General features: G+C 63.3%; 20 protein-coding genes. 15 read left to right on the plus strand and 5 right to left on the minus strand.

The genetic code is table 11. The features are described from left to right. Window positions 1-53: 53 nt before the first annotated feature. Window positions 54-974, plus strand: a complete 921-nt coding sequence (yedA, locus tag QOS90_RS03905) for a drug/metabolite exporter YedA (protein ID WP_085272357.1) — start codon at window positions 54-56, stop codon at window positions 972-974. A 55-nt stretch (window positions 975-1029) separates the two neighbouring features. Next, complete coding sequence (rhlE1, locus tag QOS90_RS03910; protein ID WP_085272358.1) at window positions 1030-2361, plus strand: RNA helicase RhlE1; 1332 nt, start codon at window positions 1030-1032, stop codon at window positions 2359-2361. A 110-nt stretch (window positions 2362-2471) separates the two neighbouring features. Here the strand turns inward: rhlE1 and QOS90_RS03915 are convergent, their stop codons facing one another. From QOS90_RS03915 to pmrG, 3 genes are all read right to left on the minus strand, one after another. Next, entirely contained in the window at window positions 2472-3716 is a 1245-nt protein-coding gene (locus QOS90_RS03915; RefSeq protein WP_085272359.1) for a TIGR03862 family flavoprotein, read from the minus strand. 148 nt (window positions 3717-3864) lie between these two features. Continuing rightward, window positions 3865-4779: a histone deacetylase family protein gene (locus tag QOS90_RS03920; RefSeq protein WP_085272360.1), complete on the minus strand. Its 915-nt coding sequence runs from the start codon at window positions 4777-4779 to the stop codon at window positions 3865-3867. A gap of 77 nt (window positions 4780-4856) precedes the next feature. Continuing rightward, complete coding sequence (gene pmrG, locus QOS90_RS03925; RefSeq protein ID WP_027595077.1) at window positions 4857-5543, minus strand: lipopolysaccharide core heptose(II)-phosphate phosphatase PmrG; 687 nt, start codon at window positions 5541-5543, stop codon at window positions 4857-4859. On the opposite strand from pmrG, the gene QOS90_RS03930 reads away from it, so the two are divergent. The 5 genes from QOS90_RS03930 (at window position 5542) to QOS90_RS03950 (ending at window position 8968) form a co-directional block, all read left to right on the plus strand. Continuing rightward, a complete protein-coding gene (locus tag QOS90_RS03930) occupies window positions 5542-5727 on the plus strand; it encodes a hypothetical protein (protein ID WP_027595076.1) in 186 nt (61 codons plus the stop codon). The two genes, pmrG and QOS90_RS03930, sit on opposite strands and share 2 nt — an antisense overlap. Then, window positions 5724-6293, plus strand: a complete 570-nt coding sequence (locus QOS90_RS03935; protein WP_085272361.1) for a GNAT family N-acetyltransferase — start codon at window positions 5724-5726, stop codon at window positions 6291-6293. Before QOS90_RS03930 ends, QOS90_RS03935 begins: the two co-directional genes overlap by 4 nt. A 95-nt stretch (window positions 6294-6388) precedes the next feature. Next, the gene (tesB, locus tag QOS90_RS03940) at window positions 6389-7258 is read left to right on the plus strand and encodes an acyl-CoA thioesterase II (protein ID WP_027595074.1); all 870 of its coding nucleotides are present in this window, start codon (window positions 6389-6391) and stop codon (window positions 7256-7258) included. Then, entirely contained in the window at window positions 7255-7845 is a 591-nt protein-coding gene (locus tag QOS90_RS03945) for an HAD family hydrolase (RefSeq protein ID WP_027595073.1), read from the plus strand. Before tesB ends, QOS90_RS03945 begins: the two co-directional genes overlap by 4 nt. 112 nt (window positions 7846-7957) lie before the next feature. Then, the gene (locus QOS90_RS03950) at window positions 7958-8968 is read left to right on the plus strand and encodes a zinc-dependent alcohol dehydrogenase family protein (protein WP_085272362.1); all 1011 of its coding nucleotides are present in this window, start codon (window positions 7958-7960) and stop codon (window positions 8966-8968) included. Between the two features lie 14 nt (window positions 8969-8982). Here QOS90_RS03950 and QOS90_RS03955 read toward each other — a convergent pair whose 3' ends face one another. Next, a complete protein-coding gene (locus QOS90_RS03955; RefSeq protein WP_085272363.1) occupies window positions 8983-9684 on the minus strand; it encodes a FadR/GntR family transcriptional regulator in 702 nt (233 codons plus the stop codon). Window positions 9685-9939: 255 nt separating this feature from the next. Here QOS90_RS03955 and QOS90_RS03960 point away from each other — a divergent pair, with 255 nt between their 5' ends. The 3 genes from QOS90_RS03960 to gabP all read left to right on the plus strand — a co-directional run bounded on the left by QOS90_RS03960 (window position 9940) and on the right by gabP (window position 14563). Further along, window positions 9940-11292: an MFS transporter gene (locus QOS90_RS03960; RefSeq protein ID WP_085272364.1), complete on the plus strand. Its 1353-nt coding sequence runs from the start codon at window positions 9940-9942 to the stop codon at window positions 11290-11292. A gap of 18 nt (window positions 11293-11310) precedes the next feature. Then, window positions 11311-12666 carry a glucarate dehydratase gene (gene gudD, locus QOS90_RS03965; RefSeq protein WP_085272365.1) on the plus strand — a complete coding sequence of 452 codons (1356 nt, stop codon included), beginning with the start codon at window positions 11311-11313 and terminating at the stop codon, window positions 12664-12666. Window positions 12667-13162: 496 nt separating this feature from the next. Next, on the plus strand, window positions 13163-14563 hold the full coding sequence (gabP, locus tag QOS90_RS03970; RefSeq protein ID WP_085272366.1) for a GABA permease: 1401 nt from the start codon (window positions 13163-13165) through the stop codon (window positions 14561-14563). Window positions 14564-14599: 36 nt separating this feature from the next. On the opposite strand, the gene QOS90_RS03975 is transcribed toward gabP, so the two are convergent. After that, window positions 14600-15472, minus strand: coding sequence for a LysR family transcriptional regulator (locus QOS90_RS03975; RefSeq protein ID WP_085272367.1), 873 nt, complete (start codon window positions 15470-15472; stop codon window positions 14600-14602). A gap of 288 nt (window positions 15473-15760) precedes the next feature. Between QOS90_RS03975 and QOS90_RS03980 the strand changes: the two genes are divergently transcribed. The 5 genes from QOS90_RS03980 to QOS90_RS04000 all read left to right on the plus strand — a co-directional run. After that, window positions 15761-17302, plus strand: coding sequence for an MFS transporter (locus tag QOS90_RS03980; protein ID WP_085272368.1), 1542 nt, complete (start codon window positions 15761-15763; stop codon window positions 17300-17302). 107 nt (window positions 17303-17409) lie between these two features. Then, window positions 17410-17889, plus strand: a complete 480-nt coding sequence (locus QOS90_RS03985) for a hypothetical protein (protein WP_085272369.1) — start codon at window positions 17410-17412, stop codon at window positions 17887-17889. Window positions 17890-18041: 152 nt separating this feature from the next. Beyond that, window positions 18042-20435 (plus strand): TonB-dependent siderophore receptor, encoded by a 2394-nt coding sequence (locus QOS90_RS03990; protein ID WP_085272370.1) that lies wholly within the window; start codon window positions 18042-18044, stop codon window positions 20433-20435. Between the two features lie 340 nt (window positions 20436-20775). Next, window positions 20776-21366: a TetR/AcrR family transcriptional regulator gene (locus QOS90_RS03995; RefSeq protein ID WP_085272371.1), complete on the plus strand. Its 591-nt coding sequence runs from the start codon at window positions 20776-20778 to the stop codon at window positions 21364-21366. 92 nt (window positions 21367-21458) lie between these two features. Continuing rightward, window positions 21459-21655 (plus strand): helix-turn-helix domain-containing protein (locus QOS90_RS04000; protein WP_283600468.1); only part of this gene is annotated, 197 nt, incomplete at its 3' end.

Below are 21655 nucleotides of genomic sequence, written 5' to 3' on the forward strand. Positions count from 1 at the left end.
CCAGTGACCTTTCTAAACTAAGTCACCCGTAAACGGATTTCGAGTACTTAGCCATGCCTGCCTCCCGCCGCTTCCCACTCCTGCTCATCGGTGCCTTCATGGCCCTGTACCTGGTCTGGGGGTCCACCTACCTGTTCATTCGCATCGGCGTCGAATCGTGGCCACCGATGCTCATGGCAGGCGTGCGCTTTCTGATCGCCGGGGGCCTGTTGTATGGCTTTCTGCGCTGGCGCGGTGTGCCGGCACCGACCTGGCCGCAATGGCGGGCCGCAGGGGCAATCGGCTTTCTGTTGCTCAGCTGTGGTAACGGCGGCGTGACCGTGGCCGAACACGCCGGTGTGGCGTCCGGCGTGGCGGCCTTGGCGGTAGCGACGGTGCCGCTGTTCACCCTGGTCTTCGGCCTGCTGTTCGGCCACCGCAACTCGCGGCTCGAATGGGCGGGGATCGGCCTCGGGCTGGCCGGTATCGCACTGCTCAACCTCGGCTCCAACCTGCAGGCAAGCCCGATTGGCGCGGCACTGATTCTGTTCGCGGCGGCGTCGTGGGCATTTGGTTCGGTATGGAGCAAAAGCTTGCCGCTGCCGCAGGGGCCGATGGCCAGTGCCGCCGAAATGCTGGTGGGCGGTGCCGTGTTGTTGCTCGGCAGTGTGCTGTCGGGCGAGCGCATGACCCAGATGCCCACCGCTGCCGGTTGGGGCGCGCTGGCCTACCTGGTGTTCTTCGGCTCGATCCTGGCGTTTAGTGCCTACATGTACCTGCTCAAGCATGTGCGCCCGGCGGCTGCGACCAGCTATGCCTACGTCAACCCGGCGGTGGCGGTGCTGTTGGGGATCGTCTTCGCCGGCGAACAGATCGGCGCCGAAGAATGCGTGGCCATGGCGGTGATCATTGGCGCAGTGGTGCTGATCGGCCTGCCTCAGTGGCGCAAGGCACCAGCGCCTGCGCAACCGTTGAAGGGCGAAATCTGCAAGTAGACGGGGGTGTTGCGGTAAACTTGCCGCCTTCGCTGAACCCCCTGACGGTATTGCCATGAATTTCGCCAAACTCGGCCTGATCGAACCCTTGCTGCGTACCCTGCAGCAGCTGGACTACACCACCCCGACCCCGGTCCAGGCCCAGGCCATCCCCGCCGTGCTGGCCGGCCGCGACCTGATGGCTGCGGCCCAGACCGGCACCGGCAAGACCGCAGGCTTTGCCCTGCCGGTGCTGCAGCGCCTGGCGCTGGAAGGTGAGAAGGTTGCCAGCAACTCGATCCGCGCGCTGGTGCTGGTACCGACCCGCGAGCTGGCCGAGCAGGTGCACAACAATGTGCGCGAGTATGCCGAGAACCTGCCGCTGAGCACCTATGCGGTGTACGGCGGGGTGAGCATCAACCCACAGATGATGCGCCTGCGCCGTGGCGTCGACCTGCTGGTCGCCACCCCGGGCCGCTTGCTCGACCTGTTCCGGCAGAACGCGGTGAAGTTCAACCAGGTGCAGACCCTGGTGCTCGACGAAGCCGACCGCATGCTCGACCTGGGCTTTGCCGAAGAGCTGCAGTCGGTGTACGCCGCGCTGCCACGCAAGCGCCAGACGTTGCTATTTTCCGCGACCTTCTCGGACCAGATCCGGGTCCTCGCCGGCCTGGCCCTGAACGACCCGCTGAGCATTGAAGTGAGCCCCCGCAATGCCGCCGCCAACACGGTCAAACAGTGGTTGGTGCCTGTGGACAAAAAGCGCAAGGCCGACCTGTTCTGCCATTTGCTGCGCAAGCAGCGCTGGAGCCAGGTGCTGGTGTTTGCCAAGACCCGCAACGGTGTCGACCAGTTGGTGGAGCGCTTGTTGAGCGAGGGTATCAACGCCGACGGCATCCATGGCGATCGCCCGCAGGCCACGCGTCAACGTGCGCTGGATACCTTCAAGGCCCGTGAGATCCAGGTGTTGGTGGCGACCGATGTTGCCGCGCGTGGGCTGGATATCGACGACCTGCCGCTGGTGGTCAACCTCGACCTGCCGATCGTTGCTGAAGACTATGTGCACCGCATTGGCCGCACTGGCCGCGCCGGCAACAAAGGGGAGGCGATTTCGCTGGTGTGTGCCGACGAAGTGCAGATGCTGGCGTCGATCGAGACATTGATCCGCCAGACCTTGCCGCGGCATGAAGAGCCGGACTTTATCCCAGAGCACCGCGTGCCGATGACCGATGCCAGTGGCCAGGTGATCAAGAAGCCGAAAAAGCCTAAAAAGCCGAAAGAGAACAGCGCGAAGCGTGGTTTGGGGCGCTGGATGGACAGTGCCGAGGCGGCGAGCCCGGCGCCGTCAGTGAAAGCGGTGCGTAAGGTGCCGAGCTTTAATGGTGGGCCGCGCAAGCGTAAGCCTTAAAGGCCTACTAGCCCCATCGCCGGCAAGCCGGCTCCCACAGGTACAGCAAACGCCGCTCCTGTAGGAGCTGGCTTGCCGGCGATGGGCTGCGCAGCAGCCCCGGCGATCTATCAGGCCGCCCCCGCCGCCACCCATTGCGCCGCCGCCCGCCCGGCGCGCAGCCCGCTGGCAAAACACGCCGTCAGCAAATACCCCCCGGTCGGCGCCTCCCAGTCCAGCATCTCGCCGGCACAGAACACCCCCGGCAATGCCTTGACCATCAACCCCTCGCTCAGCCCCTCGAAACGCACACCGCCAGCACTGCTGATGGCCTCATCCAGCGGCCGGGTACGCACCACGGTGATCGGCAACGCCTTGATGGCCCGCGCCAACGCCTGTGGATCGGCGAACGTGGCCTGATCGGTCAGCTCCCGTAACAACGCTGCCTTGACTCCATCGATGCCCAACTGGCTGTGCAGGTGCTTGGCCATGGAGCGCGAGCCGCGTGGCTTGGCCAATGCCTGGGCGATGTTATCCACAGCCTTGTCCGGCAGCAGGTCGAGCAGCAGCACACCCCGGCCGTCACGCTTGATGGCCTCACGCACCGGCGCCGACCAGGCATACACCAGGCTGCCTTCGACACCTTGCGCGGTGAGGATGAACTCACCTTTGCGCGGCAGGCTGCCGGGCACGCTCAGGGCAATGTTCTTAAGCGGTGCGCCGGCAAACTTGTCTTTGAGCAAGGTGCTCCAACTTTCGACCTCAAACCCACAGTTGCTCGGCTGCAAGGGCGAGATATCCACAGCCCGCTCAGCCAGCAGCGGCTGCCACGCACCGTCCGAACCCAGACGCGCCCAGCTACCCCCACCCAGTGCGAGCACCACGGCGGCCGCGTGTACCTGGCGTTCACCCTGTGGATAAGCGATCCGCAGGCTGCCATCGTCATGCCAGCCCAGCCAGCGATGGCGGGTGTGGATAACTACACCGCTGTCGCGCAGGCGCTTGAGCCAGGCGCGCAGCAAGGGCGCGGCCTTCATGTCGCGCGGGAAGACCCGGCCCGAGGTACCGACGAAGGTTTCGATGCCCAGGCCGTGAATCCACTGGCGCAGCGCGTCGGCATCGAAGCCGCGCAGTAGGCCGTCAATCTCGCCTTGGCGTTCGGCGTAGCGTGCGACAAAGGGCGGGTAGGGCTCGGAATGGGTGATGTTCATGCCGCCGACACCTGCCAGCAGGAACTTGCGGCCGACCGAGGGCATGGCATCGAACACCTCGACCGCCAAGCCCGCCTGGGCCAGCGCTTCGGCAGCCATCAGGCCGGCGGGGCCGCCACCGATGACGGCGACAAGGGGAGGGGTGGAGTGGTGTAGATCGGGCATGGGGGCGGCAGGCTGTGGAAAAGAGCGCGCATTCTAGCGCAGGCCGGTAGGTGGAAGCACTGATCAAAAAATGATCAATACTCTGCAGGTGGCGTAGCTAAAGGGCTGCAGCCGCTTTCCAGCAGCTTATCCACAGGCGGTTCCACAGTCATTGTGAACAACCCATGACCCGCGCCGCACTGTGGTGCAGGATGCCGTGGCGCCGTGCCAGGGCCACGCGGTCCTTGCTGTAGCCGCCACCGATCACGCCCACCACCGGGATGTCGCGGCCCAGGCACTGGCGCATCACCAACTCGTCGCGTGCCGCCAGGCCCTCATCGGTCAGCTGCAGGTAGCCCAGGGCATCGTCCTTGTGCACATCGACGCCGGCGTCGTACAGCACCAGGTCTGGCTGGTAGAGCGGCAACAGGTAGTTGAGGGCGTCATCCACCACCTTGAGGTAGGCCGCGTCGCCCATGCCGCGGGGCAGGGGGATGTCCCAGTCGCTCTGGGCCTTGCGGGCCGGGAAGTTCTGTTCACAGTGCAGGGATACGGTGATTGCGTCGGGGGTGTCGTGCAGAATTCGCGCGGTGCCGTCGCCCTGGTGCACGTCGCAGTCGAAGATCAGCACCCGGTGCACCCGCCCGGCTTCCAGCAGGTAGCGGCTGATCACGGCCAGGTCGTTGAAGATGCAAAAGCCTGCTGGGTGGTCGTAATGGGCGTGGTGGGTGCCGCCGGCCAAGTGGCAGGCGATGCCATGCTGCAAGGCCAGCTCGGCGCTCAGCAGCGAACCGCCCACGGCGCGCACGGTGCGCCGGGCCAGCGCCTCGCTCCAGGGCAGGCCGAGGCGACGCTGGTCCTCGCGGGACAGGTCTCCGCTCATGTAGCGCTCGATGTAGCCTCGGTCGTGGGCCAGGGCAAGGATGTCGTTGGGACAGATTTGCGGGCGCAACAGGTCCTGGTCACGGGTCAGGCCGCTGTCGACCAGGTGGTCGCGCAGCAAGCGAAACTTGTCCATCGGGAAGCGGTGCTCGGCGGGGAATTCCGGGCTGTAGTCATCGTGGTAGATCAGCGGCAACGGCATGGTCGGTTCGCAATCGGGGCCAGTGCTGATCTTGCCAGTTGTGGGGCGCCGTGCAACCGGCTTGTGATATTAGCGTGTCATTTGCCGGTGCTGGCCAGTACCCGCTGCCAATCCGGCTCGTTCAAGCGCCCGAGAATCCGCGCCTTGCCGTTGCCGTCGACCGACACGAACAGCGCACTGGCATAGCCGCTTTCCCGCTCCCCGCCCACCACCCGCTGCTGGCGCTGGAAGTGGTCGATGCAACCGTTGTGGGTCACCAACACCAGATTGTGACCAGGGCGTTTGCGCGCCAGGGCTTCATCGGCGAACTGGTTGTCGCAGCTCTCCAGCCAGGCAGCGCTCGGCACGGCCTGGCCCAGAATGAAGTGCGCGGTCTGGCGAGTACGTACTTTGGGGCTGCTCAGCACATCGGCATTGCTTAAGCCCAACGTGTGCAAACCCTGGCCGACGCGGGTGGCCGCCTGGGTGCCGGCCACGGTGATGCCGGTGGGGTCGTCCAGGCAGGGCCCGGGTGCGCTGTCGCAGCGTTCGGCATGGCGGATCATCACGATCACTGCGCCTTCGGCCCAATCCTGCAGCAGGCCGCTGTCACTCAACTGTTGCTCGTTGCCAAGGTCCACGATGTGCGTCCTCGTTGCCAGCCAGGTGGTCAACGCCGCCACGACCATGCACAGGCCCAGAGCGGCACCGAGGGCCTTGCGTGACAAACGTCGCTTGCGCCGGGCGTGGATGGCAGGGTGGCCCAGGGTATTGCTCGATAGCATGCGTGACTCCGATGGCATGGCCGCGCCGGGTGTGGTCGTGGCTGGCGACATTCTGGTGAGCGGCCTGTCGGGTGGCGGTGAAGGCGTTGTGAAAATTGCATTCAGGCGCCGCCGCTTGAGTGAAACCGTCGCCCGCGCCTACGCTGTAAACTGCAAGACAGCAAAACCGGAGCACACCCGATGACCCCAATTCTTCACCTGGAAAGCGCACGGCTGGTGCTGCGGCAATGGCACGACGACGACCTGCGCGAGTTCGCCGCGCTGTGCGCCGACCCGCACGTGATGCAGTATTTTCCGGCACCCCTGACGCGCCTGGAGGCGGCCGCGCTGATTGGTCGAATCCGTGGCCATTTCAATGAGCATGGGTTTGGCCTGTGGGCGCTGGAGCGCAAAGACAGCGGCGCCTTCATCGGCATGACCGGGCTGCTGAACGTCAGCTTCGATGCCGATTTTGCGCCCGCGGTAGAAATCGGCTGGCGCCTGGCGCGTCGCCACTGGGGCTTGGGGTTTGCCAGTGAAGCGGCCTGGACCTGCCTGCGTTGTGCCTTCGCCCAATTGCGCCTGGACGAGGTGGTGTCGTTCACTAGTGAGAGCAACTTGCCCTCGCAGAAAGTGATGCAGGCCATCGGCATGCAGCAGGACCCGAGCGGCAGTTTCGAACACCCGCGCCTGCCTGCCGGCCACCCGTTGCGCCCGCATGTGCTGTACCGCATCGACCGCGCACACTGGGAGCAGACCCTGCGCGGCTGAATGGATGGGCATGCGCGGTGCGAATGACAAACCCTGTATCATTCGCCTTCATGAAAGCGCTGTAGAGCCGTGTTGCCTTGCTAGGAGAACCCCCGATGAGTCATGTGTTGGACGACCTGGTCGACCTGTTGAGCCTCGAGTCCATCGAGGAGAACCTGTTCCGTGGACGCAGCCAGGACCTGGGCTTCCGCCAGTTGTACGGCGGGCAAGTGCTGGGCCAGTCATTGTCGGCGGCGAGCCAGACGGTCGAAGATGCGCGCCATGTGCATTCGCTGCACGGTTACTTTCTGCGCCCTGGCGACGCCAGTTTGCCAGTGGTCTATTCGGTGGACCGCGTGCGTGACGGCGGCAGCTTCAGCACCCGGCGGGTGACGGCGATCCAGAAGGGCCACACCATCTTCACGTGCAGCGCGTCGTTCCAGTACGACGAAGAGGGCTTCGAGCACCAGGCGCAGATGCCCGATGTGGTCGGCCCGGAAAACCTGCCCAGCGAAGTCGAACTGGCCAGTGCCATGGCCGAGCACCTGCCAGAGCGCATCCGCGACAAAGTGCTGTGCGCCAAGCCGATCGAGATCCGCCCGGTGACCGAGCGTGACCCGTTCAACCCCAAGCCCGGCGACCCGGTTAAGTACGCCTGGTTCCGTGCCGACGGCAACCTGCCGGACGTGCCTGCGCTGCACAAGTACCTGCTGGCTTATGCCTCGGACTTCGGCCTGCTGACCACCGCCTTGCTGCCCCATGGCAAATCGGTGTGGCAGCGCGACATGCAGATCGCCAGCCTCGATCATTCGCTGTGGTTCCATGGCAACCTGCGCGCCGACGAGTGGTTGCTGTACGCCACCGACAGCCCGTGGGCCGGCAATGCCCGCGGCTTCTGCCGTGGCAGCATCTTCAACCAGGCCGGGCAACTGGTGGCGTCGTCGAGCCAGGAAGGCCTGATTCGCCACCGCAAGGACTGGGCATGAGCCTGGGCGAGGTACGCAACTGGGTGTTCGACATGGACGGCACCCTGACCGTGGCGGTGCATGACTTTGCGGCGATTCGCGAAGCGCTGGAGATACCGCCTGAAGACGACATCCTGACCCACCTGGCGGCCTTGCCGGCGGCGCAAGCGGCGGCCAAGCACGCCTGGCTGCTGGAGCATGAACGCGACCTGGCGCTGGCTTCGACGGCCGCGACGGGGGCGGTGGAGCTGGTGCGCGAACTGGCCGGGCGTGGCTGCCGGCTGGCGATCCTGACCCGCAATGCCCGGGAGTTGGCGCATGTCACCCTGGAGGCCATCGGCCTGGCCGACTGCTTCCCGGTGGAACATGTGCTTGGCCGTGATGAGGCCGAACCCAAGCCTAGCCCGGATGGCCTGCTGAAGATTGCAGAGGCGTGGGGTGTGGCGCCGAGCGAATTGGTGATGGTGGGTGACTATCGCTTTGACCTGGATTGTGGGCGTGCGGCCGGGGCGCGTACCGTATTGGTCAACTTGCCGGATAACCCATGGCCGCATCTGGTGGATTGGCATGCGGCGGATTGCCGAGCGTTGCGCGCGATGCTTGGCTGATTTTTTGTTGGCCGTGCGGGCCTCTTCGCGGGTAAACCCGCTCCCACACGGGAGGAGGCAGCCTGCAGTGGCTATGCTGAACCGCAGTTTTTCCCTGAATGGAGACCCAGCCATGAGCAGCAAGGCCATCTACGTCCAACCTGGCGGCGGCTACGACAACGTCCAGGTCGGCACCTGCGAGGCGCCTGCGCCACAGGCCGGCGAAATCACTGTGCGTCTGCACGCCAGTTCCCTCAACTACCACGACTTCGCCGTGGTCAGCGGCATGTGGGGGCCGAGCGAGCGGCGTATCCCCATGGCCGACGGTGCTGGCGAAGTCACGGCAGTGGGGCCGGGTGTCAGTGAGTTCCAGGTCGGCGACAACGTCGTCAGTACCTTTTTCCCAGACTGGCTCGACGGCCAGGCCAATGTCGAAGGGTTTGCCCGGGTGCCCGGCGATGGCCTCGACGGCTACGCCCGTGAACAGGTCACTGCCCGCGCCACGGCCTTCACCCTGGCGCCCAAGGGTTACAGCCACGCCGAGGCAGCCACGCTGACCACCGCAGGGCTGACGGCCTGGCGTGCCTTGATGAGCGATGACCACCTCAAGCCCGGCGATACCGTGCTGGTGCAGGGCACGGGCGGGGTGTCGATCTTCGCCTTGCAGTTCGCCAAGCTGGCGGGTGCCACGGTGATCGCGACCTCGTCCAGCGATGCCAAACTCGAGCGCCTCAAGGCCCTCGGCGCCGACCACCTGATCAACTACAAGAGCACCCCGGCCTGGGGTGAGAAGGTGCGTGAGCTGACCCACAACCGCGGTGTCGACCATGTGATCGAAGTGGGCGGGCCGGCGACCCTGGAGCAGTCGATGATTGCCACGCGCATCGGCGGGCATGTGTCGTTGATCGGCATTCTCACCGGGGTAGCGGGGCAGTTGCCGTTGGTTCAGGCACTGGTGCGGCAAATCCGCCTGCAGGGCGTGCTGGTCGGCAGCCGTGCACAGCAGCAGGCGATGGTGCGGGCGATCGATGCCAATGGCCTGCGGCCGGTGGTGGACAAGCACTTCGAACTGGAGCAGATCGTCGACGCGTTCCGCTACCAGGAGAGCAATCGGCATTTCGGCAAGATCTGCCTGACCTGGTAATCGCCGCTACAGGCTCACTCAGGCAGTAATCTGTCGCGGCTATTGGACAGGTGCAGGCACATCGCCGCCCGTGCCGCATCCGGGTCCTGGCGGCGGATGGCATTGAGTATCGCCTCATGCTCCAGGTTGGCCAGGTACGCATGCCTGGCCAGCTTGGCGCCGGCGCGTTCGGCCAGGGCCATGCGGTTGCGGGGGATCAAACCGCTGCCGAGCTGGGCCATCATTTCGCTGAAGTACAAGTTGCCGGTGGCCTCGGCGATCAGCAGGTGAAAGCGCCGGTCGGCCTCGATGCAGCTGTCGCCAGCGGCCGCCAAATCTTGATAGTCGTCCAGCGCCTGGCGCATGCGCGCCACGTGCCCATCGTCGCGGCGCACTGCGGCGAGGGCGGCGGCCTGGCCTTCCAGGCCGATGCGCAGTTCCAGCAGGTCGCGCACGCTGGCGGCGTTTTCGGCGCCAACGCGCAGCCCCGCCTGGGTCTGGCGCTCTATCACGAAGGTACCGATCCCGTGGCGGGGCTCCACCAGCCCTGAGGCCTGCAGTTTCGACAAGGCTTCGCGCACCACGGTGCGGCTGACCCCATGTTCACGCACCAAGGTGTTTTCCGAGGGCAATTTGTCGCCTGGCTTGAAGGTGCCCAGCAAAATTTGCTGCGTCAGGCTGGAGACCAGGTCGTGAGCGCGGCTGTGGCCGCGCACGCGGGGGTGTGCTGAGTCCATGGTGTGCTCCGTGGTATCGATAACTTGTACGACAAGTTAAAACACCAAAATATTTTTCGCTGATTTTTCTGATCGAGAAGGCTGCCTCGTGTGCGGTTGTTTTTGAACGTTCGCAGCAAATCCTCATTTTTAAAGCTTGTATTTTGTACTTTTGTCGACGTTATCGATCTTGTCGTACAACTGCGCGAGGCCTATGCTCCACCCCACTGTCATGTCAGACAACCCGCATAAAAACAACTAGTGGGAGATCCGCAAGTGAACGACACCCTCGCTCCGTCTGCCGGGAATGAAGGCGACGCTCTGGCCAGTGCCGTGGCCAAGGTCAAGCGCCACGTCCTGCCGCTGTTCGTCATCATGTTCATCGTCAACTACCTCGACCGCGTCAACATCGGCTTCGTCCGCCCGCACCTGGAAAGCGACCTGGGCATTAGCGCCGCGGCCTATGGGTTTGGCGCCGGGCTGTTTTTCATTGGCTACGCACTGTTCGAAGTGCCCTCGAACATGCTCCTGCAGCGGGTCGGCGCTCGGCTGTGGCTGACCCGCATCATGTTCACCTGGGGGCTGGTGGCCACGGCCATGGCCTTTGTCCAGACCGAAACCCAGTTCTATGTGCTGCGGTTTTTGTTGGGCGTCGCCGAGGCCGGGTTCTTCCCTGGGGTGATCTACTACTTCACCCGTTGGCTGCCCGGCGCCGAGCGCGGCAAGGCGATTGCGATTTTTCTCAGTGGTTCGGCACTGGCGTCGCTGATCTCCGGCCCGCTGGCCGGGGCTTTGATGCAAATCCAGGGCCTTGGCCTGCATGGCTGGCAGTGGATGCTGTTCATCGAGGGCATGGCCTCGGTAACGCTGTGCTTCTTCGTGTTCTTCTGGCTCGACTCCAAGCCGCAGGATGCCAAATGGCTGAGCCAGGCCGAGCAGGATGCACTGGTGCACACCATCGACCGCGAGCAGCGTGAGCGGGAGGCTGTCGGTAGCGTCAAACCCTCGGCCTGGAGCCTGCTCAAAGACCGCCAGATCGTGCTGTTCTGCCTGATCTACTTCTGCATCCAGCTGACCATTTATGCCGCGACCTTCTGGCTGCCGAGCATCATCAAGCGCATGGGCGACCTCAGCGACCTGCAGGTTGGCTTCTTCAACTCGATCCCCTGGCTGATCTCGATCCTGGCGATGTACGCCTTCGCGTCCGGCTCGGCACGCTGGAAGTTTCAGCAGGCCTGGGTAGCCGCCGCGCTGGTGGTCGCCGCCATCGGCATGTTCATGTCCACCACCGGTGGGCCGGTGTTCGCCTTTGTCGCCATCTGTTTTGCCGCGATCGGTTTCAAGTCGGCCTCGTCGTTGTTCTGGCCGATCCCCCAGGGCTACCTGGACGCCCGCATCGCGGCGGCAGTGATTGCCCTGATCAACTCGGTCGGCAACCTCGGCGGTTTCGTGGCCCCCACCACCTTCGGCCTGCTCGAGCAGCAGACCGGCTCGATCCAGGGCGGCTTGTATGGCCTGGCGGTGACGTCGGTGCTGGCAGCCATCGCCGTGTTCTTCGTACGCACTCGCCCAAAGGGCGCTCCTTCCGATGAGCTCAAGGCGCCTTCGGCCCTGGGCCAGACCCACTGATGACTGCGAGATAAAACCATGAACATGCAGACGACTCCCGCCGTTCACACCACCACCCCCGTGGTCACCGATTTGCGCGTGATCCCGGTGGCCGGCCACGACAGCATGCTGCTCAACCTCAGTGGCGCGCATGGCCCGTACTTCACCCGCAACGTGGTAGTGCTGCGCGACAGCGCGGGCAACACCGGCCTGGGTGAGGTGCCGGGTGGCGAGAAGATTCGCCAGACCTTGGAAGATGCCCGCAGCCTGGTCGTAGGCCAGCCCATTGGCCACTACCAGCGCGTGCTCAACGCCATGCGCCAGGCCTTCGCCAACCGCGATGCCGGCGGCCGCGGCCTGCAGACTTTCGACCTGCGCATCACCGTGCACGCAGTGACAGCCATCGAATCTGCATTGCTCGACCTGCTTGGCCAGCACCTGAATGTGCCCATGGCCGCACTGCTCGGCGAAGGGCAGCAGCGCGAGGCGGTGAAGATGCTGGGTTACCTGTTCTACATCGGCGACCGCCAGCAGACCGACTTGGCCTACCGCAGCGAAGCGGAGGCGGACGATGACTGGTTCCGCCTGCGCCACGAGAAGGCCCTGACCCCGGACGCGGTCGTGCGCCTGGCCGAAGCCGCCAGGCAGCGCTATGGCTTCAGTGACTTCAAACTCAAGGGTGGCGTATTGCGCGGTGAGGAAGAGATGGAGGCAGTGACCGCCCTGGCCGAACGCTTCCCCGATGCGCGCATCACCCTCGACCCGAACGGCGCCTGGTCGCTTAAAGAGGCCATCGCCCTGTGCCGTGACAAGCACGACGTGCTGGCCTATGCCGAAGACCCCTGCGGTGCCGAAAACGGCTACTCGGGCCGCGAGGTGATGGCCGAGTTCCGTCGGGCTACGGGGCTGCCTACTGCCACCAACATGATCGCCACCGACTGGCGCCAGATGGGCCATGCGATTCAGCTGCAATCGGTGGACATCCCGCTGGCCGACCCGCACTTCTGGACCTTGCAGGGCTCGGTGCGGGTGGCGCAGATGTGCAATGACTGGGGGCTAACCTGGGGCTCGCACTCGAACAACCACTTCGACATCTCCCTGGCCATGTTCACCCAGGTGGCTGCCGCCGCGCCGGGTGAAATCACCGCCATCGACACCCACTGGATCTGGCAGGACGGCCAGCGCCTGACGCGTGAGCCGCTGCGTATCGTCGACGGCCATGTGCGCGTGCCGGCGCGCCCAGGGCTGGGTGTGGAGATCGATGAAGACCAGCTGGCCAAGGCGCACGAGTGCTACCGCAACATGGGCCTCGGCGCGCGGGATGACAGCGTGGCGATGCAGTTTCTGATACCGGGCTGGCAGTTCGACAACAAGCGCCCTTGCCTGGTGCGCTGAGCCCTTTCTAGCGCGCTGCCCAAGCGCCCAACACACCCTCTCTGTAGGAGCAGCCTTGTGCTGCGAAGAGGCCGGTGAACACACAGTGAATCTCTGCTGTGTTCACCGGCCTCTTCGCAGCACAAGGCTGCTCCTACAGTGCATGAATCCGAGCCCTGACCATGCAGCAAGCGTTGCAGGGCGATGCACACCCAAATGAAAAACGATAGCTTCAGACGGCCCGATGGCGCGTTTGGACATGCCAATCGCGACATCTGGCGGGAATGGAAAAGCGTTGTCGTGATCGCACACCTGCGGGACGTTCTCGTGTAATTTTCCTACGCCTTACGGGGCTTAAATGGACCTCGAATTCTGCTGGTGCGTTGCTCTGAATGCGTGCAAAAGGCCAACAACAGCGCGTGAGTGATGTGTCATTCCGATGGACTCTCTAGGAGATAATGTTCGCCTACGCCTGCCCCCCGTCCTTCCTTGTGTCAGCAAAAAGAGAACAAGATCAATGAACACCGTGGGATCTGATGGCAACCTTGCACAAGGTTTCAAGCCGCGTCATGTAACGATGTTGTCCATCGCGGGCATTATCGGTGCAGGACTATTCGTAGGCTCCGGGCACGCGATTGCCGCGGCCGGGCCAGCCACCATAATTTCTTACTTCGTGGCCGGCACCCTGGTGGTGCTGGTCATGCGCATGCTCGGCGAAATGGCCGTCGCGCACCCTGATACTGGGTCCTTCTCCACCTACGCCGACCAGGCCATTGGCCGCTGGGCTGGCTACACCATTGGCTGGTTGTACTGGTGGTTCTGGGTGTTGGTCATCCCCATCGAGGCACTGGCAGCGGGGCATGTACTGAACGCCTGGTTCCCGCAGGTGGACAGCTGGATCTTCGCACTGGCCTCGGTGCTGCTGTTGGCAGGTACCAACCTGTTCAGCGTGGCCAAGTACGGCGAGTTCGAGTTCTGGTTCGCGATTCTCAAGGTCACCGCCATCCTCGGCTTCATCGGCCTGGGCTTCGCGGCCTTGATGGGTTGGCTGCCAAACCGAGAAGTCAGCGGTTTGAGCACGTTGGTCGCCGAGCACGGTGGTTTCGCGCCCAAGGGCTGGTCTGCCGTCATCGGTGCCTTCATCACCGTGATGTTCAGCTTCATCGGTACTGAGGCCGTGACCATCGCCGCCTCCGAGTCCAGCGACCCGTCCCGCAACATCGCCAAGGCCACGCGTTCGGTAATCTGGCGGATCAGCACCTTCTACATTCTGTCGATCTTCGTGATCATCTCGGTGGTGCCGTGGAACGATCCGCAATTGGCGGTGGTGGGTTCCTACCAGCGTGCGCTGGAGATCATGAACATCCCCAACGCAGCCTTCATGGTCGACCTGGTGGTGTTGGTGGCTGTTACCAGCTGCATGAACTCGTCGATCTACATTGCCTCGCGGATGATGTATTCGCTGGCCAAGCGCGGTGACGCACCGGCCTTCCTCAACAAGACCTCCAAGGTCGGCGTGCCGCGTTCGGCGGTATTTGGCAGCACCCTGATCGGCGCGGCCATCGCCATCCTCAACTACTTCGCCCCCAAAGGCGTGTTCGAGTTCCTGCTGGCCAGCTCTGGCGCCATCGCCCTGCTGGTGTACATGGTCATCGCCATCTCCCAGCTGCGCATGCGCCGCCGCCTGGAGCGCGAGAACGCCGAACTGAAGTTCCGCATGTGGCTGTTCCCATGGCTGACCTGGGCGGTGATCATCTTCATCGCCGCGGCGCTGGCGGTGATGATGTATACGCCTGAGCACCGGGTGGAAGTGAGCTCGACACTGGGCCTGGCGATCGTGATTTCCTTCCTGGGGATAGTCACATCGCGGGGGCATACGCAGGCAGTGGCGGCGCGGTCGGTGAGGGGATCGGCTTAATCGTCCAAGCCAAAAGTCTCACCCCTGATGAGACTTTTACTGCGCAGGGCAGCGCATCATCTCGATGTACCTGATCACCGCAGGTGCCTTTTCGAAACGCCGATGAATCAGGCTCAGCCATGAGCTGGCCTGGCAATCGGCGATACGCCGGTAATTCACCTGCGCCAGGCTGATGCGCTGCACGACCGACTCCGGCACCACGGCGATGCCCTGGCCCAACGAAACCAAGGTGATGACCGCGACCAGGCTCCCAGGTTGCGGGCCGAGCCGTGGCACGAAACCACCTTGTGCCGAGACTTCGAGCGTGCCGGAAATCTGCTCGGGGAGGATGAAGGTCTCATTGGCCAGGCGGGATGCAGGGATCTGTGGCAACTCATTGATCCGCGAGTTGGCAGGCAGGGCGAGAACGAAACCTTCCTGGTGCAGGGCGATGGCTTCCAGTTCTTCCGGCAGCTCCATCGGCGAGCGCACGTAGGCGAGGTCGAGCAGGCCATCGCGCACCTGTCCAGGCAACTCCAGCATTGGCAGCTCGCGGATGTTCAGGCGTACGTCTGGGTGGCTTTCGCTAAAGCCGGTCACCTGCCGCTGCAGCATGCCCGAATACGCGGCAGAGGCAACATAGCCCATTTCGATACGCCCGCTTTCGCCGCGCCCTGCACGCTGCGCGCCCAGTTGTGCGGCATCGAATTGGCGTACGGCCTGTTCGGCTTCGATCAGCAATGCCTGGCCTGCAGCGGTGAGGTTCACCTCGCGTTGGCTGCGCTCGAACAGGCGCACGCCCAGCTCGCGTTCCATGTCCTGGATCTGCCGGCTGAGGGTAGGCGGAGCGATGCCCAGCTGTTCTGCGGCACGGGTGAAATGGCCGTGCTGGGCGACGCAGAGGAAGTAGCGGAAATGGCGGATTTCCATGCGGTGTTACCTGCAAGCTAATGACGCGGGCCACTGTGGCTAACAAGCCGTGGGGCTGATGGCGTTAGGGTGAAGACAACACTACAAGGCTGGTGCCATGGCGGCAAAGGTATCGTTGGTGCCCGTGATAGAGACCCTGTGGGAGCGGGTTTACCCGCGAAGAAGGTGACGCGGTGTATGGCACCGGCTTTGCCGGTGTTCGCGGGTAAACCCGCTCCCACAGGTCCGTGCAATGCCACTGAATGACACCAGGCCCCATGACAACCAGCCCGCCTTCGGAGCCTTGCCATGCCCACGCCCGCTTCCCCGCGCTTCACCCTGCTCACCGCCTCACTGGTCTGTGCCCTGATTATCCTCGACACCAACATCGTCGCCGTCAGCCTGCCCAGCATCGCGCGCGACCTGTCCGGCGCGTTCGCCGATATCGAATGGGTGGTCAGCGCCTACCTGCTGGCCTTCGCCGCCTGCCTGCTGCCCGCCGGCAGCCTGGCCGACCGCTTTGGCCGACGCCGCCTGCTGCTGATCGGCCTGGCCGTGTTCGGCATCGCCTCACTGGCCTGCGGCGCAGCCCCGAGCCTAATGTTCCTCAACCTGGCCAGAGCGGCCAAGGGCATCGGCGCTGCCATGCTGCTGACCTCGGCACTCGCCGCCATCGGCCACCGCTTCCACGAACCCCAGGAACGCCTGCGCGCCTGGGCCTTCTGGGGTGCCTGCATGGGCGCCACCATCACCTTCGCGCCGCTGCTCGGCGGGGTGATCGCCAGCACGCTGGGCTGGCGCTGGATCTTCTACATCAACCTGCCATTGGTGGCGGTGCTGGCCGTGATGGTACTGCGCAGCGTCGAGCCGTCCCGCGACAGCGCTGCAGCACGCCTCGACCCTTGGGGTAGCCTGACCTTCGCTGGCAGCCTGGGCTACCTGATCTGGGCAATGATCGACGCCAACCAAGTCGGTTGGGGCAGCGCCCAGACCCTGGCGCGGCTGGTGATCAGCGCATTCCTGTTCGGCCTGTTCATCATGGTCGAACGCAGCCAGACACGGCCGATGATCGACCTGCGGCTGATGCACAGCGGGCGTTTCGTGGGTGCCCTGTTGGGTATGTTTGGCTATGCGGCCTGTGCCCAGGTGATGATGACCTTGCTGCCGCTCTACCTGCAAAACGGCCTGCAACTGTCGGCCCTGGCGGCGGGGGCGGGGATGCTGCCGTTCGCCGTGGCCATGCTGCTGACACCCCGCCTGGGCATGCGCCTGGCCACTCACCTGAGCCCGGCCCAGGTGTTCGCCCTTGGCCTGCTGCTGGTGGGCGCGGGCAACCTGCTGTGTGCCTGGGCCGCTGGCTACGGCAGCTACAGCGCTTTTGCCCTGGCCAGCGTGGTGCTGGGCGCGGGGGCAGGGCTGCTCAATGGCGATACGCAGAAAAACATCATGGCCTGCGTGCCCCGTGAGCGTACCGGCATGGCCTCAGGGCTGAGCACCACCACGCGCTTCGGCGCGATCGTGTTGGCCATCGGTGTGCTCGGCGGCGTGCTGGCGGCCCGCAGCGGCCAATTGCTGCACGAGGCCATGGCCGCCGTGGCACCCGCACAGTTGGGCGAGGTTGCCACGATGGCCACGCGCGTTGCCGCGGGCGACCTGCAGGCGGCTTTAGCCGTGCTGGACCCTGGCCTGCGTGAGGCCGTGGCGCCCTTGGCCCGCCAGGCCTTCATCGGAGGGTTTGAAGCCGTGTTGCACGTGGCGGGCGTGGCGGCGCTGCTGTTCGCGGTGCTGGTCGGCGTGTTACTGAGCCGACCCTTGCCGGCCCTGCAGGATGCACGTTTAACCGAAGGCTAGTGATGAGGCCGCGGGCGCAATGCGATTGTTTCTTCTTGACGCGCAACTAATTCAATTGGCAAATGTCATTGACTGCGCGCCAATCCAGGCTGAAGAAGGAGCTTCACATGCACGATGACGACGTACCTGCCCCAACCCTCGAACTGCCTCCCGGCGTGTTCCCTCCGATGCCCGGTTATACGAATGAAGACCTGCTGTTTGTCATGAACCAGCCCATCGAAGCGCTGCTTGAACAACACAATGTCGACCCTGGCTTGATTCGCGAAACCAGCATAGCCCTGGTCAGCCATGTGTATGCGGTGTTTGAACGAGAAGATGTCGACTACCAAATCGCCACTTGGTATCAGAAGCCTTATGACGAGCCCTCCAAGCGTACGCGCAGCATCGAAAGCATCGCGGAAGAATTCGGGGTATTTACATTAAGGGCTGCCGCCGACTCCTTGAAAGGCTCGCCATTGCTGCATCTGGGTAAGGACTTTTACATGACGTTCGTCAGCCTGGCGGGTACTTCCATCAAAGCGCACATTCTGAAGTTGAATGACCGCGACGACGGGGCACATTCAACGGTGGAAGCGGGCGCACGGTAAGCCTCGACGGCGGTGTAGAAGTCTCAATAGCGCGCGTGTGACGTGTGCTGCGCAGAAACCTGAAAATAAATGAGGTGTTTTCTCATTCTCGTTCGGCCTGTAGAGAAGGCCGGAATACAGGCCAGTCTGCCAGCACTCCACGGAGCGAGAAAATGAGTTCGACCCCGGTTCCACAGCGCCACCCCTTCAATCGTGCCCTGCACGGCGCTTTCTTGGGGTTGGTTGTCAGCAGCTATGCCTTGCCGTCGCTTGCGCAACCCTTGGCCACTGATCACAACAACCAACTGCAGCAGTGGAACATCCCGGGGGGCCCGCTGGCGCCGGCGCTCGACCGCTTTGCGCGCCAGGCGGGCATCAGCCTGTCTTACGATGCGCAGAGCATCGGCAACCGCACGACCCAAGGCGTCCAAGGCACGCTCGAGACGTCGGCAGCACTGTCGTCATTGTTGCAGGGGACCGAGTTGCAGCCAGAGCAGCAAGGCCCGAATGCCTACCTGATCATTGCGCAAACCAAGCCTGCCGGCCCGCTCGAACTTGGCGCGACCGAGGACTATCGCCTGGCGCCCGTCATCATCAATGCCAAGGTCAAAGCCAATGCTGACGACGACGCCGACTCGGTGGTCGCCAAAGAGCTGTGGGTGGGTGGCAAAGTCGCGACCAGCATCCTCAACACGCCCGCGTCGGTGTCGGTGGTTACCCGCAAGGAAATGGAGCAGCGCAGCGTCAGCACCACCGAAGAGGCCCTGCTCTATACACCAGGCGTCATCAGTGACTTCTACGGCTCGGACGACCGCAACGACTACTTCCAGATCCGCGGCTTCCAGGCCACCACCTACCGCGACGGCCTGACCTTAAGTTCGATGCGCGGTGTGCGCGAAGACCCCTACGCCTACGAGCGCATCGAAATTTTGCGCGGCGCCAACTCCACCCTCTTCGGCCCGGCCGACCCCGGTGGCTCGGTCAACTTCGTGACCAAACAGCCTCGCTTCGAGCAGTTCGGCCAGGGCTACGTCACTTACGGCTCCTACGACCATGCCGAGACTGGCATCGATGTTGGCGATGCGCTGAACGACGAAAAAACCGTCGCCGGCCGCTTCACCGCCAAGATGCAGAACAGCGACCGCGAGTACGACCACTCGCAAGACGACAACCGCTTCGTGATGGGTGGCCTGACCTGGGCGCCGACCGACTACACCTCGGCCACCGTAATCCTGGACTACCTGAAAACCGACAGCTCGCCCAACAGCGGTGGCTACCCGCTGGACAAGGAATACGACCGCAGCGAATTTTACGGCGAGCCCAGCTACAACTTCCACAACGTCGAACGCACCAGCCTCAGCGGCAACATCACCCACGACTTCGACAACGGCTTCGTGCTGCGCAGCAACCTGCGTTACAGCGAGCTGAGCGATGACTTCGGCTACGCCTACCTGAGCGACAGCCCCACGCGTGTTGGCACCACGATCCCACGCTACGTGTTTGGTACCGACAGCGATGCCGACCAACTCAACGGCAACCTGATGCTGCAATATGATGCCCAGTTCGAGCACATCGACAGCAGCACCCTGGTGGGCGTGGAGTACCTCGACTCCACCACCAAGCAAAGCTCCGTCTACGGCCTGGCGCCTTCCATCGATATCGCCAACCCAATCTTCACCGGCGTGCCGGGCGATATCTCGCCATATACCCGCAAAAAGAACGACGCCACGACCAAGGCTGTTTTCCTGCAGCAGAACTTGTCGTTCTACGACCGCGTCATCGCTACCGCGGGTGTGCGTAACGACTCCATGGACCTGTCCAGCAAGGAGTACATCGGCGGCGCCTCGAGTGAAAACGACAGCTTCTCCGAAACCTCCTACCGCGGTGCGTTGACCTACATCGTCAACGATGAAGTGTCGACCTACGTGAGCATGGTGGAATCCGTTTCGCCGCCACAGGTTGGCGTTACCCCGCAAACCGGCCGGCAGTACGAAGTGGGCGTGAAGTATTCGCCCATGGGCATGGATGCGTTGTTCTCTGCGGCTGTTTATGACCTGACGCAGGAGAACGTCACCATTGCCGTGGTGTTGCCGAGCGGCATCATCGAGCAGCAGACGGTGGGTGAGTCTCGCGTGCGCGGCCTGGACCTGGAAGCCAAGGCGCAGGTGACGCAAGACATCAGCGTGATCGGGGCTTACTCGTATATGGAGTCTGAAGTGCTGCGTGGGTCGCTGTATGACGGCTCGTCGCTGAAGGGTAAAGAGTTCACCACGGCGCCGAAGCATTCTGCCTCGCTGTGGAGCTACTACAGCATTCCTGATACTGACGTGAGCGTTGGGCTGGGGGCGCGGTATGTGGGCGGGTATTACATGGATGCGGCCAATACCAAGAAAAGCGATGGCACCACGCTGTTTGATGCGGCTTTGAATTACAAGATTGCCAAGGGGACCGACCTTGCGCTGAATGTGAGCAATCTGTTTGATGAGCAGCATGTGGTGGGGTCGGGGACTGCGAACTATTACAACCCGGGGCGGGAGGTTACGGCTAAGTTGAGTTACAGCTGGTAAGGCGATTTCTGGATTGTGAAGTGCCCGCCGTATGGCGTAATGCTGTTCACTTAAGTTATCCATCGCCTGTATTGGGGCCGCTTTGCGGCCCATCGCGGCACAAGGCCGCTCCCACAATGTTCGCGCATGCCTTGTAAATAGGGGTATAACGCGGTCGGTGTAGGAGCGGCCTTGTGCCGCGATGGGCCGCAGAGCGGCCCCGGCATTCTTAAGTGAACAGCATTACGCCGTATGGCGGGCATTGCCAACATCCTTGTGTAGACGCTTTTTCCAATGAGAGACTAAGTAGTCGATCTAACGAGTGGGATTGCAGGTCGGCACCTGCATCCACGGAGAAAGCATGAGAAAAGTCGATCCTCTGAAACACCAGGCCAAGCTGCAGCACATCCTCGAAGCCGCTGTGGCGTGCTTTGCCGAGAAAGGTTTTCGCGGCACTTCGACCAACGAAATCTGTGCAGCTGCGGGCATGAGCCCAGGCAACCTGTTCCACTACTTCCCCAACAAACAGGCCGTGATCGAGGCCATTGTGGAGGAAGACCGGCGCGAAATGAGCGAACGCTTCGCCCAACTTGCCGAAGAGCCCGATGCCATTCTGGCAATCGAGCGATTGGCCAAAGACCTCCTCAAACAGTGCGCCGACCCTGTCTACGCCAAGATCGGGGTCGAGGTCGTTGCCGAGAGCATGCGCAACCCCGAGATGGCCACCTTGGTCGCTGCCAGCGAGGCTTCGATCAAGGGCGACCTGGTAACGCTTCTGCGGCGGGGGATCGCCCAAGGTCAGATCGATGCATCCCTGGATCCGAAGATCGCTGCCACCTGGCTTATTGCGCTCATTGACGGTGCAGTCTCCCGCTCCGTGCTGGACCGGGACTTCAAGCCCAAAGCCTATATGCCAACGCTGATGCGCATGATCCGGCGCTTTCTCGAATAGCGCCTCGCACCCTGCTCTAGTGTGGTGTTTCAGAAGTACCGCTGAAAATCTGAGCTAGGCTCTGTAGAAGCTCACTATCCAAGGGCATCGACATGGGTCGACCAGCAACCGTCATTATCCTTTCCGAAACTGAAAAGTCAGAGCTGCTACGCCGCATCAAGCTCCGTAAAGGCGCTCAGGACGCTCGATTGCGCGCGGAGATAATCCTCGCCTGTGCCGCAGGCGAGTCAGGAAATGACATCGCTCAGCGCTTGGGTACCAGTAAGGATGTGGTGTCACGATGGCGACA

The organism is Pseudomonas sp. LAIL14HWK12:I10, from assembly GCF_900184205.1.
Taxonomy (GTDB): domain Bacteria; phylum Pseudomonadota; class Gammaproteobacteria; order Pseudomonadales; family Pseudomonadaceae; genus Aquipseudomonas; species Aquipseudomonas kermanshahensis.

What these genes read in the sequence shown, in the direction of transcription:
- yedA (WP_085272357.1), top strand. Translation starts at nt 54, where the DNA reads ATGCCTGCCTCCCGCCGCTTCCCACTCCTGCTCATCGGTGCCTTCATG.
- rhlE1 (WP_085272358.1), top strand. Translation starts at nt 1,030, where the DNA reads ATGAATTTCGCCAAACTCGGCCTGATCGAACCCTTGCTGCGTACCCTG.
- QOS90_RS03915 (WP_085272359.1), bottom strand. Translation starts at nt 3,716, where the DNA reads ATGCCCGATCTACACCACTCCACCCCTCCCCTTGTCGCCGTCATCGGT.
- QOS90_RS03920 (WP_085272360.1), bottom strand. Translation starts at nt 4,779, where the DNA reads ATGCCGTTGCCGCTGATCTACCACGATGACTACAGCCCGGAATTCCCC.
- QOS90_RS03930 (WP_027595076.1), top strand. Translation starts at nt 5,542, where the DNA reads ATGCGTGACTCCGATGGCATGGCCGCGCCGGGTGTGGTCGTGGCTGGC.
- pmrG (WP_027595077.1), bottom strand. Translation starts at nt 5,543, where the DNA reads ATGCTATCGAGCAATACCCTGGGCCACCCTGCCATCCACGCCCGGCGC.
- QOS90_RS03935 (WP_085272361.1), top strand. Translation starts at nt 5,724, where the DNA reads ATGACCCCAATTCTTCACCTGGAAAGCGCACGGCTGGTGCTGCGGCAA.
- tesB (WP_027595074.1), top strand. Translation starts at nt 6,389, where the DNA reads ATGAGTCATGTGTTGGACGACCTGGTCGACCTGTTGAGCCTCGAGTCC.
- QOS90_RS03945 (WP_027595073.1), top strand. Translation starts at nt 7,255, where the DNA reads ATGAGCCTGGGCGAGGTACGCAACTGGGTGTTCGACATGGACGGCACC.
- QOS90_RS03950 (WP_085272362.1), top strand. Translation starts at nt 7,958, where the DNA reads ATGAGCAGCAAGGCCATCTACGTCCAACCTGGCGGCGGCTACGACAAC.
- QOS90_RS03955 (WP_085272363.1), bottom strand. Translation starts at nt 9,684, where the DNA reads ATGGACTCAGCACACCCCCGCGTGCGCGGCCACAGCCGCGCTCACGAC.
- gudD (WP_085272365.1), top strand. Translation starts at nt 11,311, where the DNA reads ATGAACATGCAGACGACTCCCGCCGTTCACACCACCACCCCCGTGGTC.
- gabP (WP_085272366.1), top strand. Translation starts at nt 13,163, where the DNA reads ATGAACACCGTGGGATCTGATGGCAACCTTGCACAAGGTTTCAAGCCG.
- QOS90_RS03975 (WP_085272367.1), bottom strand. Translation starts at nt 15,472, where the DNA reads ATGGAAATCCGCCATTTCCGCTACTTCCTCTGCGTCGCCCAGCACGGC.
- QOS90_RS03980 (WP_085272368.1), top strand. Translation starts at nt 15,761, where the DNA reads ATGCCCACGCCCGCTTCCCCGCGCTTCACCCTGCTCACCGCCTCACTG.
- QOS90_RS03985 (WP_085272369.1), top strand. Translation starts at nt 17,410, where the DNA reads ATGCACGATGACGACGTACCTGCCCCAACCCTCGAACTGCCTCCCGGC.
- QOS90_RS03990 (WP_085272370.1), top strand. Translation starts at nt 18,042, where the DNA reads ATGAGTTCGACCCCGGTTCCACAGCGCCACCCCTTCAATCGTGCCCTG.
- QOS90_RS03995 (WP_085272371.1), top strand. Translation starts at nt 20,776, where the DNA reads ATGAGAAAAGTCGATCCTCTGAAACACCAGGCCAAGCTGCAGCACATC.